Here is a 9,329-nt window from a genome sequence, read left to right on the forward strand (position 1 = left end):
CAAGGCGTGGGCGGATTGGGCGCCTGCGGCTTCGCATCGTCAAGAAGCCGCGACGCATTCTGCGGCCGCGCCGTCGCCACGACCCCGCCGTACACTCCGGGGCTGCCTTCGCGGAGCCCACGATGCACCCTCTTCGCCGCCTCTACGGCTACGCCAGCGCGTACCGCCGCAACGCCGTGCTCGGCACCGTGTATTCGGTGCTCAACAAGATCTTCGACGTGCTGCCCGAGCTGCTGATCGGTGTGGCCATCGACGTGGTGGTGAACCGCGAGGACAGCTTCATCGCCCGCTTCGGCATCGTCGATCCGATGGACCAGCTCGTGGCGCTCACCGGCATCACCATCGCGATCTGGGTGCTGGAATCGCTGTTCGAGTACCTGCTCGCGCTGAAGTGGCGCGGCCTCGCCCAGGACCTGCAGCACGAGCTGCGCCTCGACGCCTATGACCACCTGCAGAAGCAGCCGCCGGCGGCGATCTCCGAGGCGCGCAGCGGCCGCCTGATGGCCGTACTCAACGAGGACGTGAACCAGGTCGAGCGCTTCCTCAACACGGGCGCCAACGAGCTGATCCAGGTGGTCGTGGGCTCGCTGATGGTCGGCGTGTTCTTCTTCGCGATGACGGCCAGTCTCGCCGCGCTCGCCCTGCTGCCGGTGCCGTTGATCCTGATCGGCGCCTTCTGGTTCCAGCGCCGGCTGCAGCCGCGCTACGCGGCCGCGCGCGAGGCGGCGGCCACCGTGTCGGCGCGGCTCGACAACAACCTCGCCGGCATGGCGACGATCCAGGCTTACACCGCCGAAGAGGCCGAGCTGGCGCACGTGCGCACGGCCTCCGATGCGTATCGCCAGGCGAATGCGGAAGCCATCCGCTTCGCCGCGGCGATCACCCCGGTGATCCGCATGGCGGTGCTGGCGGGCTTCGCCGTCACCCTGCTCTACGGCGGCTGGCTGGTGCTGCAGGGTGAACTCGGCGCCGGCAGCTATGCCGCGCTGGTGTACCTGACGCAGCGCCTGCTGTGGCCGCTCACGCGGCTGGCCGAGATGACCGACCTCTACAACCGCTCGATGGCCTCGGTGCAGCGGGTGATGGACCTGATCGACAGCCCGGTGCCGGTGCCGCCGCCGGGCCGCCTGGACACCCGTGCGCGCGGTGCGCTGGCATTCGAGGACCTCGGCCACGCCTACGCCGGCCGCATCGCCCTCGACGGCGTGGGCTTCGCCATCGAGCCCGGCCAGACCGTCGCGCTGGTCGGCGCCACCGGCGCCGGCAAAAGCACCCTGCTGAAGCGCCTGCTCGGCTTCCTCGAGGCGCAGCGCGGACGCATCACGCTCGACGGCCGCGACTTGGCCGAGGTGGATCCGCACTCCCTGCGCCGCCAGCTCGCCTACGTCGCGCAGGAACCCTTCCTCACCGACGGCACGGTGGCCGAGAACATCGCCTACGGCGACGCCACCCCCGATGCCGCTCGCATCGAAGCCGCCGCCCGCGCTGCCGAGGCCCACGACTTCATCGCCGCTCTGCCCGAAGGGTATGCGGCCGAGGTGGGCGAACGCGGTGCGAGGCTCTCGGGCGGGCAGCGCCAGCGCATCGCGCTGGCCCGCGCGCTGTACCGCGAACCCGCGGTGCTGGTGCTGGACGAAGCCACCTCGGCCATCGACAACGAAACCGAAGCGGCGATCCAACGCTCCCTCGCCACGCATGCGAAAGACCGCAGAACGCTGGTGGTCGCGCATCGACTGAGCACCGTGCGACACGCCGATGCCATCCACGTGCTGGAGCATGGCCGCATCATCGAGTCCGGCACGCACGACGCGCTCTTGGCGCGCAACGGCGCGTACGCTGCGCTCTGGCGCCTGCAGACCGGCGACGCCTGATTCCCTCCCCCTGAGTACGCCATGCCCGATCCCGCACCGAGCACCGCGCCCTCCGCCGACGACACGCTGGCCCAGGAACTCCGGGCCGCGGTGTCGGCCGGTGATTTCGAACTGCACTACCAACCGAAGGTGCGATGCCCCGACGGCGGGTTCGCCGGTTTCGAAGCGTTGGTGCGCTGGCGCCACCCGACACGCGGCCTGGTGCCGCCGGGCCAGTTCATCCCGCGGCTCGGCGAACTCGGCCTCGCGCCGCTGCTGGGGCGCTGGGTGATGGCCGAGGCCTGCCGGCAGATGGCGGCCTGGGAGTGGGAGGCGGCCGGGCTCGGTGCCGTCTCGGTGTCGGTGAACCTGTCCCCGGGCCAGTTGCGTGATCCGACGCTGCCCGAACGCCTGCGCCAGTTGCTCCGCGAGCACGGCCTCGGCCGCGGCCGGCTGGAGCTCGAAGTGACCGAAGCCATGCTGATGGACGAACCGGACGAGGCGATCGCGCGGCTGCGCGCGCTTCGCGATGCGGGGGCGCGGCTGTCGATCGATGATTTCGGCACGGGCTGGTCGTCGATGGCGCACTTCCGCCACCTGCCGGTGCACCAGCTCAAGCTCGACCGCGTGTTCGTGCAGCACGTCGACCGCGATCGTCGCGACGCCAGCCTGTGCGCCGGCGTGATCGCCCTGGCCCATCGCCTGGGTTTCGGCGTGGTCGCCGAGGGCGTGGAGAACGAGGCGCAGGCGAAGCGCCTCGCGGGCTTCGACTGCGACCTGTTCCAGGGCTTCCTCTACAGCCGCCCGCTCAGCGAGGAGCGGGCGGGGGATTACCTGCGCGGCGCGCGGATTACTCCGAGAACGCCATCACCTTCAGCGTGAACTTGCCCATCGACTCGTCGCCGCTGCCCAGCGAACCGACGCGGATCGTGTAGCTGCCGTCCTGCGCGGTCTCGACCACGGCGAGCGGGTTGAGGTTGCCGTCGGCGCGGTCGTCGTTCTCGATCGCCTTGGTGCGGTCCGGGTTGAACACCGTCACGACGCCGTCGAAGTCCTCCGAGGTGACCGAGACGATCAGGAACTGGCCGGTGCGGGCCTCGACCTTGTAGTCGCGGCTCACGCCGCCGTCGTCGCGCGGCGAGTCGTTGGCGGTGAGCTCACCCTGCACGGTCTGGCCGACACGGATGGTTTCGGGGGCGGCAGCCGCGAGGCCGGCGAAGGTGAGCGTGGCGAGGGCAAGCGCGAAACGACGCATCGGGGGTCTCCTTGGGGGCTCGCCGCCCCGGACGGGGCGGCGTGAAAGGAGTCTAGGCGCCTTCACGGGCCTTCCACCATGGGCGGATCGGGCGGTTTCCGGGCAAGGCGCCTCGCGTTCAGTTTGTTGTTCAGGCCGCCGGCTTGCGGAAGCGCAGCGTCATGCGGTCGGACTCGCCGATGGCCTCGTACTTCGCCTTGTCCTCGCCTTCCGGCACGTCGAGCGTGGGCGGCAGCGTCCACACGCCATTCGGGTGGTCCTTGGTGTCCTTCGGATTGGCGTTGATCTCGCTCCGCTCCTCGAGAACGAAGCCGGCACCTTGGGCGAGCGCGATCACCTGGGCCTCGCTGACGTAACCGTTGATCTGCTCGCGCGGCACGTCGGCGTTCGCGCGGTGCTGTTCGAGGCCCAGCACGCCGCCCGGCTTCAGCACGTCGAAGAACGCCTTCATCTGGGCTTCGGCCTGGCCATTGCGCATCCAGCCGTGCAGGTTGCGGAACGTGAGCACGGCGTCCGCCGAACCGGGGGCGCCATAGGCGGGAGCGGCCGGATCAACTTCGACGAACTTCACGCCCTCGAATTGCCCCGGCGACTTGGCCAGATGCTCGCGGAACTTCGCATTGTCCGCGGTGAAGTAATCGCGCGCGCGATCCGAGGTCGTCTTCGCCGGATCGGTGATCGCCGCCACGTAGGTCCCGCCGCCCTGCTTGATCCACGGGGCGAGGATTTCCGTCCACCACGCGCCGCTGCCGGGGCTGACTTCCACCACCGTCATGCCCGGCTGCAGGCCGAAGAAGGTCAGCGTCGGGCCGGGATGGCGGAAGCCGTCGCGAGCCACGTTGGCGGGCGTGCGCCATTCGCCAGCGATCGCGGCATCGAGGGCGGCCTTGGCCTGCTCGTGCGCGTCGGGTGCGGCGGCGTCGGCCGGCTTGGCGTCGCCACCGTGGTTGTGCGCGAAGGCCGTCGGCGTGGCAACGGCGGCAAGCAGGGCGATGCAGAGCAGGGAGCGGCGCATGGCGGAACCTCGTGTCGTGAAGAGGCGTGAAGGTTGCGCAGAGCCGCGTTACGGGCGTGGCAAGGCGGGCCAGGCGGCCGAAACCTGGGCGCGTCGACACCTCGACGACGCCCAAGGCTGAGCCAACGCGCTAGTCTCGGCCTCCCCACGTCATGGGTGAGCCCTTCGTGCCAGCGCCTTCCGAACCCGAGCCGGGAGCGTTCCCCGCCCACGGCGACATCGAAGTCGTCAAGGACAGCGCGATCATCCGAGCGGCTGGCGCAGGCCCCTTCAACGTCGAGGCCGTGGCGGCCTACGCACGGCGCATGGCGAAACTGGTTGCGGGCGTCGAGCCCGGCGGGCGCTTCGTGGTGATCGCGCGCATGAGCCGCAGCATCCTCGCTCCGCCCGACGCCTGGGCGGCGCTGGAGGCCAGCGTGCGCAGCCGCCGGCTCGGTCCGTCCCGACAGATCGGTGCGGCCTGGGTGAAGGAAGGCGACGTCGAAGGCTGGGCCTTGATGCTGCCGAGGATCACGGCGATCTACGCCGCCATCGACGTCCCTTTCCGTGGTTTCGACGACGAAGCCGCGGCCACCGCCTGGGCCATGGACGTGCTTGGCGGTCGCGCACCCTGAGGCGGCGCATCACGCGTCAAGGCATGACGCGCGCACGCTGGCGACGGCCGATCGCATAGCAGGCACAGGCGGCCGCCTCGAGGCGTTCCCGATCCACGATCTGCAGCTGGCCGCGCGCATAGCGGATGATCCCGGCGCGATGCAGTTGCCCCGCGGCGATCGTGACGGCGCTGCGCTGCACGCCCAACAGGCCGGCGAGACGCAGGTGGGTGAAGCAGAGTTCCGAGCCTCCCAACCGGTCCTGGGCGCGCAGCAGCCATAGCGCGAGGCGCGAGGGGAGGGAATGGAAGCGCGTGCAGGGAACGGCCTGCGCGACCTGCGCGAACAGGCGCGTCACCGACTGGTCCACGAGCTGGCGCAGGATCGCACTGGGGTCGAGCTCAGCGCGGAATCGCGGCACGCCGATCCGCCACGCGCGGCCTCCGACGAGAACGACGGAGCGCGTTGCGGACGGCGCACCACCCAAGGCCTGCATCGCTCCATCGACGCCTTCGCGGCCGATCACGGCGACTTCCAGCGCCTCATGCCCGTGCACGTGGGCGAGTACGCCGATCAGGCCGCCCTGCGGGAAGTGGACCTGGGGATGGCGCCGACCGGCGAAGACCAAGGGCTCGTCGACGGTCAGTTCCACCTCGTCGCATTGCGCCAGGAACCGCTCGCCGAGGGCGCGAGGCAATTGGCCCAGCAGGGCGTTGCCACGACGCGAAGGTTTCGGGATGGCCAAGGGGGTGTCCTCGTGGGCATCGGAGGAGGGACGCCCTCCGTCAGGCGTCGCCGGCACCTCGCGACGGTGGGGGCTGGGCGGAAGGCGCATCGTCAATCGGCGCGGTCGCCCGCTCGGGCAACACGACGGGACGCGTCGGTCGAGGGCCGGCGCAGGCCCGTCCGTTTTCCCAGTGGATCATCGGTACGGGGCCCACCCGCTTCAGCGGCTGGGCCCCCTCGTACTCAGCGTTCATCCAATCCGCTCCAAGCGACTGCACCGACTCCGGTGTTCCTGGGGGACACGAGGTCAGACTTTGTGGCGCGCGAGGAATCGGGCCACCTGGCCGTCGGCTTCCGAACGCTTCACGCCGTAGCGCTTCTCGACGAGCGATGCGAGATCGGCCTCCTGGCCATTGGTCTTCAGCAGTTCGTCCGCGCTGATCTTGGTCCACTCCGCGCGCGCGGCACCCACCTGGGTGCTCCACGGGCCGCGGCCGCCCTTCGACTTCGCGTTGATGTCGGACGGCTGGCCCATCAGGGCATCGTCGCCCTTGGCAGCAGTAGGAGCAGCGGCGGCTGCATGGGAGAGCGCCTCGCCATCGGGGAGATTGAACGCCGGCGTGGGCTGCGGCATCGCGCCCTTGGTGGTGACGTCATGCGTGTTCTTTGAGGTGGTCATGGGGGGATCTCGATGGGGGTTCCCGTGCCGGGAGGCGGCGGGCCGGCATGGGCCGGACATCGAGACTGCGCTTCCCGTGGAAGAACATCGGTGCGCTACGCCACGCAGCAATGATCGACGACGCTCCCGCCTATCGGGCAGACGTGGTTGGCGCGCCCGAAGGCACGTAGTGCAGCAAGCGGTCGTACTCTTGCTTCACCACCGCATAGCACTCGCAGCAGCGCGCCTCGAGCCCAGGGCGATCCAGCACGGTGATGTGGCCACGGCTGTACTCGATCAGCCCCTGCTTCTGCAGTTTGCCGGCCGCTTCGGTCACGCCTTCGCGGCGAACGCCGAGCATGTTGGCGATCAGCTCCTGGGTCATTTGCAGGACGGGGCCGTCGAGGCGGTCGACGGAAAGCAGCAACCAGCGGCAGAGCTGCTGGTCGATGGAGTGATGGCGGTTGCAGACCGCGGTCTGGGACATCTGCGTGAGCAGCGCCTGCGTGTAGCGCAGCAGCAGCAGGAGCAATTCGCCGTGGCGGTTGAACTCCTCCATCAACACCGGGCCGGCCAGGCGATAAGCCCAGCCCGCGCTCTGCACGACCGCACGACTGGGCGTGCTGGCGCCGCCCATGAACAACGCGACGCCGACGATGCCTTCGTTGCCGACCACCGAGATCTCCGCGGATGCACCGTCCTCCAGCACGTAGAGCAGGGACACGATGCTGTCCGTGGGGAAGTAGGCGTATCGCATCGCATCGCCGGATTCGTAGAGCACTTTCCCGAGCGGGAGCGGCACGCGTTCGAGTTTCGGAAACAGGCGCTGCCTCACCGCATCGGGCAAGGCATCGAGCAGGTGGTTCCGTTCGGGGCAGGGGGCGTTGGGCATGCCCATCGAGCATACGCCCACCCCTTCACGGTCAATGTGCGGTATCGAACACAGGCGTGTGTGTGGCGCCGCACCGACGCGGCTCCGGATCGCGGCAATGCTGGCCTCCCCTCGACCAGCGGAGCCTGCCATGACCCCCCGAACACCCGACACCCGGAACGTCCTGATGATCGGCCTGGCCTTGGCGGCCACGCTGATGCTGGGCGCGTGCAACACGATGCGCGGCGTCGGCAAGGACACCGAAGCCGTCGGCGACAAGATCCAGGACGAAGCCGAGGAGCACATGGACGAGGAAAAGAAAGACGACGGCCGCCAAGGAGAATCCCTGTGAGAACGACCCTGATCCCGATCATCGGCCTGGCACTGGTGCTCTCGGCCGGATGCCAGAAATCGCGCTCGGACGCTGCGGAAGACCTCGCCACCGAGCGCGCGGAAGCCAGCGATGACATTGCCGAAGCCCGCGACGAAGCCGAGGCCACCATGGAAGAGGCGGACGAGGAACTCGTCGATGCGGAACAGAAGCGCGACGAGGCCATGATCGACGCGCAGGACGATATGGGCTCCGCGACCGCGGACGTCCTCGCCGAGAGGGCGGAAGCGAACTTCACCCTCGCGACGAAGGAAGCGGACGCCCGAGCGCGTGTGGCCATGGAGAAGTGCGAGGCCCTCGGCGGCGTCGACCGGACAGCCTGCAAGAGCGAGGTCGATGCAACGCGTGCGGTGGAGGAGACACGGGCCATTGCCGACCGCGATGCCGCGCTGGCGGAGGCGAAACGCCAGGACTGAGGGGCAGACTGGCGGCGGATGGCCGCTGCCGGTGCCACAAGACGGGGCCCTCTCAGGGCCCCGTCTTCATTGGCGATGCGCGCCATGCCGTCCACGTCGCCCTCTCACGCGCCGACCCAGCGCCGCGCGATCAGGCCCAGCAGCGGAAACAGCCCGAGCTTGCGTGCCGGCGCCCACAGCCGGATCGCGAGCAGCAAAGCGAGCAGGCTCACGATCGGATGGCGCCGGGCCAAGGCCACGCCTTCCATGACGCGATCGGCCACGTGCAGCGGGCCCGAACACTGGACGAACTGCACGGCGAGTTGGATGCGTTGTGCCTGGGCCTGCGCCGCGAGCTCGCGCCGACGAACCGCCAACGGCGTCTTCATGGCGGCGCGGCGCGAAGGATGGCGTGGTCCTTGCCCAACTCCTCGAGCGTGGCGGCGAACCAACGCGGCGCGCGGCGAATGCGCTCCAAGGCCACGGCCACGGCGGCCGCCCCGAAGAGCAGCAAGACGAAAGCCGCGCCGACGAGAACGGCGACCCGGTCTTCGCTGGCGACGGCGAGCACGGCGGCAGCCACGCCAACCGCGACCGCCAGTCCGAACGCGAACAATGCGGCGGCCCACCACGACAGCAAAACGACCAGGCGCAAGAGCGCCTGGTCGAGGTCGACTTCCATCAAGGCGAGCCGCGTTTGCGCGATCGCCACCATCGTGGCCGCGAGGTCTGCCAACGCGACGATCAGGCCGCGCCGTCGGGGGGTGGGTGCGCCGCCCGCGGCCACGCCGCTCACCGGCGTCGCAGCAGGAAGCCCATCAGAAGGCCCACGCCCGCGCCGATGCCGATGGCGGTCCATGGATTCTGGTGCACGTAACGATCCGTGGCCTTGGCCGCGTCACGGGCCTGCGCGGCGACGGCCTGCTGGGCGTCGGCGATCCGCAGGTTCACGGTGCGCATCGACTCACGCGTCCGGGCGCGGATGCCATCGAGGGCTTCGCCGCCGTGCTGCGCGGTGGCCTTCAGCAGGGCTTCGGCGTCCGACATCGCGGTGCGGACATCGGCGATCAGCGGTTCCATCGACAGCGACGGTGCGCTGCGGTCGGGAATGATGGCAGTGGATTTGTCGAGGGTTTTTTCGAGGGGATTCATCGGGCACTCCAGTGGGGGGAAGGACGGGGACTCAGACTCGCTGGCCGCGGAGCAGCCGGATGACGATGATCACCACGGCGACGACGAGCAGCAGGTGGATGAAGCCGCCCATCGTGTAGGCCGTGAAATAGCCCAAGGCCCAGAGAAGGACGAGCAGGACGGCAATGGTTTCGAGCATGGTGGCGGCTCCGGTGCGCGCAATGGAGGCATCGCTGCGTTCGAAGCAGGATGCGCCGTCCCTTTCGGCATGACGGTGCGGTGGCGCACGCAGCAAAAAAAAACGCCTCTTTTGAATTTCGAGTGGGTGGCGGCCAGAATCGACCGGAGTCTGGGACCGTTGTCTGAGGGAACGTGAGCGAGAAGCAGCTTTTGGAGGCCGCCCTTGGCGTGGCCGCGCCGTGGTACGTGAGGGGGACGGAGTTC

The 9,329-nt window shown here is 69.4% G+C and carries 14 protein-coding genes; 5 read left to right on the forward strand and 9 right to left on the reverse strand.

Annotated elements, in window-relative coordinates; translation table 11 throughout:
* The first annotated feature begins 122 nt into the window (after nucleotides 1-122).
* Both O9280_RS14365 and O9280_RS14370 read left to right on the forward strand, forming a co-directional pair.
* The gene (locus O9280_RS14365) at nucleotides 123-1,871 is read left to right on the forward strand and encodes an ABC transporter ATP-binding protein (protein WP_298344226.1); all 1,749 of its coding nucleotides are present in this window, start codon (nucleotides 123-125) and stop codon (nucleotides 1,869-1,871) included.
* A gap of 21 nt (nucleotides 1,872-1,892) precedes the next feature.
* Complete coding sequence (locus O9280_RS14370; RefSeq protein ID WP_298344229.1) at nucleotides 1,893-2,732, forward strand: EAL domain-containing protein; 840 nt, start codon at nucleotides 1,893-1,895, stop codon at nucleotides 2,730-2,732.
* On the opposite strand, the gene O9280_RS14375 is transcribed toward O9280_RS14370, so the two are convergent.
* Together O9280_RS14375 and O9280_RS14380 are read right to left on the reverse strand one after the other, a co-directional pair.
* Nucleotides 2,701-3,105 (reverse strand): PPC domain-containing protein, encoded by a 405-nt coding sequence (locus tag O9280_RS14375; protein WP_297875946.1) that lies wholly within the window; start codon nucleotides 3,103-3,105, stop codon nucleotides 2,701-2,703. The genes O9280_RS14370 and O9280_RS14375 overlap by 32 nt on opposite strands.
* 130 nt (nucleotides 3,106-3,235) lie before the next feature.
* Nucleotides 3,236-4,120, reverse strand: coding sequence for a methyltransferase (locus O9280_RS14380; protein WP_298344232.1), 885 nt, complete (start codon nucleotides 4,118-4,120; stop codon nucleotides 3,236-3,238).
* A gap of 152 nt (nucleotides 4,121-4,272) precedes the next feature.
* Here O9280_RS14380 and O9280_RS14385 point away from each other — a divergent pair, with 152 nt between their 5' ends.
* Nucleotides 4,273-4,734, forward strand: a complete 462-nt coding sequence (locus tag O9280_RS14385) for a hypothetical protein (protein ID WP_298344235.1) — start codon at nucleotides 4,273-4,275, stop codon at nucleotides 4,732-4,734.
* A 16-nt stretch (nucleotides 4,735-4,750) separates the two neighbouring features.
* Here O9280_RS14385 and O9280_RS14390 read toward each other — a convergent pair whose 3' ends face one another.
* The 3 genes from O9280_RS14390 to O9280_RS14400 form a co-directional block, all read right to left on the reverse strand.
* A complete protein-coding gene (locus O9280_RS14390) occupies nucleotides 4,751-5,458 on the reverse strand; it encodes a Crp/Fnr family transcriptional regulator (RefSeq protein ID WP_298344238.1) in 708 nt (235 codons plus the stop codon).
* A 288-nt stretch (nucleotides 5,459-5,746) separates the two neighbouring features.
* A complete protein-coding gene (locus O9280_RS14395; RefSeq protein WP_298344241.1) occupies nucleotides 5,747-6,118 on the reverse strand; it encodes a hypothetical protein in 372 nt (123 codons plus the stop codon).
* A gap of 130 nt (nucleotides 6,119-6,248) precedes the next feature.
* Nucleotides 6,249-6,989, reverse strand: coding sequence for a Crp/Fnr family transcriptional regulator (locus O9280_RS14400; RefSeq protein WP_298344243.1), 741 nt, complete (start codon nucleotides 6,987-6,989; stop codon nucleotides 6,249-6,251).
* 130 nt (nucleotides 6,990-7,119) lie between these two features.
* On the opposite strand from O9280_RS14400, the gene O9280_RS14405 reads away from it, so the two are divergent.
* Both O9280_RS14405 and O9280_RS14410 read left to right on the forward strand, forming a co-directional pair.
* Nucleotides 7,120-7,320 (forward strand): entericidin A/B family lipoprotein, encoded by a 201-nt coding sequence (locus O9280_RS14405; RefSeq protein WP_298344246.1) that lies wholly within the window; start codon nucleotides 7,120-7,122, stop codon nucleotides 7,318-7,320.
* A complete protein-coding gene (locus O9280_RS14410; protein WP_297866497.1) occupies nucleotides 7,317-7,775 on the forward strand; it encodes a hypothetical protein in 459 nt (152 codons plus the stop codon). Before O9280_RS14405 ends, O9280_RS14410 begins: the two co-directional genes overlap by 4 nt.
* 104 nt (nucleotides 7,776-7,879) lie before the next feature.
* Here O9280_RS14410 and O9280_RS14415 read toward each other — a convergent pair whose 3' ends face one another.
* The 4 genes from O9280_RS14415 to O9280_RS14430 are packed head-to-tail and all read right to left on the reverse strand — an operon-like array spanning nucleotide 7,880 to nucleotide 9,084.
* Nucleotides 7,880-8,143, reverse strand: coding sequence for a YqjK family protein (locus O9280_RS14415; protein ID WP_298344249.1), 264 nt, complete (start codon nucleotides 8,141-8,143; stop codon nucleotides 7,880-7,882).
* On the reverse strand, nucleotides 8,140-8,550 hold the full coding sequence (locus tag O9280_RS14420) for a phage holin family protein (RefSeq protein ID WP_298344251.1): 411 nt from the start codon (nucleotides 8,548-8,550) through the stop codon (nucleotides 8,140-8,142). Before O9280_RS14420 ends, O9280_RS14415 begins: the two co-directional genes overlap by 4 nt.
* Nucleotides 8,547-8,906, reverse strand: a complete 360-nt coding sequence (locus O9280_RS14425; protein ID WP_298344254.1) for a DUF883 family protein — start codon at nucleotides 8,904-8,906, stop codon at nucleotides 8,547-8,549. Before O9280_RS14425 ends, O9280_RS14420 begins: the two co-directional genes overlap by 4 nt.
* A gap of 31 nt (nucleotides 8,907-8,937) precedes the next feature.
* A complete protein-coding gene (locus O9280_RS14430) occupies nucleotides 8,938-9,084 on the reverse strand; it encodes a lmo0937 family membrane protein (RefSeq protein ID WP_298344257.1) in 147 nt (48 codons plus the stop codon).
* Between the last annotated feature and the right edge of the window lie 245 nt (nucleotides 9,085-9,329).

The sequence above is a fragment of the Silanimonas sp. genome, from assembly GCF_027531545.1.
GTDB lineage: Bacteria > Pseudomonadota > Gammaproteobacteria > Xanthomonadales > Xanthomonadaceae > Silanimonas.

What these genes read in the sequence shown, in the direction of transcription:
- O9280_RS14380 (WP_298344232.1), bottom strand. Translation starts at nt 4,120, where the DNA reads ATGCGCCGCTCCCTGCTCTGCATCGCCCTGCTTGCCGCCGTTGCCACG.
- O9280_RS14415 (WP_298344249.1), bottom strand. Translation starts at nt 8,143, where the DNA reads ATGAAGACGCCGTTGGCGGTTCGTCGGCGCGAGCTCGCGGCGCAGGCC.
- O9280_RS14400 (WP_298344243.1), bottom strand. Translation starts at nt 6,989, where the DNA reads ATGCCCAACGCCCCCTGCCCCGAACGGAACCACCTGCTCGATGCCTTG.
- O9280_RS14405 (WP_298344246.1), top strand. Translation starts at nt 7,120, where the DNA reads ATGACCCCCCGAACACCCGACACCCGGAACGTCCTGATGATCGGCCTG.
- O9280_RS14375 (WP_297875946.1), bottom strand. Translation starts at nt 3,105, where the DNA reads ATGCGTCGTTTCGCGCTTGCCCTCGCCACGCTCACCTTCGCCGGCCTC.
- O9280_RS14370 (WP_298344229.1), top strand. Translation starts at nt 1,893, where the DNA reads ATGCCCGATCCCGCACCGAGCACCGCGCCCTCCGCCGACGACACGCTG.
- O9280_RS14425 (WP_298344254.1), bottom strand. Translation starts at nt 8,906, where the DNA reads ATGAATCCCCTCGAAAAAACCCTCGACAAATCCACTGCCATCATTCCC.
- O9280_RS14395 (WP_298344241.1), bottom strand. Translation starts at nt 6,118, where the DNA reads ATGACCACCTCAAAGAACACGCATGACGTCACCACCAAGGGCGCGATG.
- O9280_RS14385 (WP_298344235.1), top strand. Translation starts at nt 4,273, where the DNA reads ATGGGTGAGCCCTTCGTGCCAGCGCCTTCCGAACCCGAGCCGGGAGCG.
- O9280_RS14365 (WP_298344226.1), top strand. Translation starts at nt 123, where the DNA reads ATGCACCCTCTTCGCCGCCTCTACGGCTACGCCAGCGCGTACCGCCGC.
- O9280_RS14430 (WP_298344257.1), bottom strand. Translation starts at nt 9,084, where the DNA reads ATGCTCGAAACCATTGCCGTCCTGCTCGTCCTTCTCTGGGCCTTGGGC.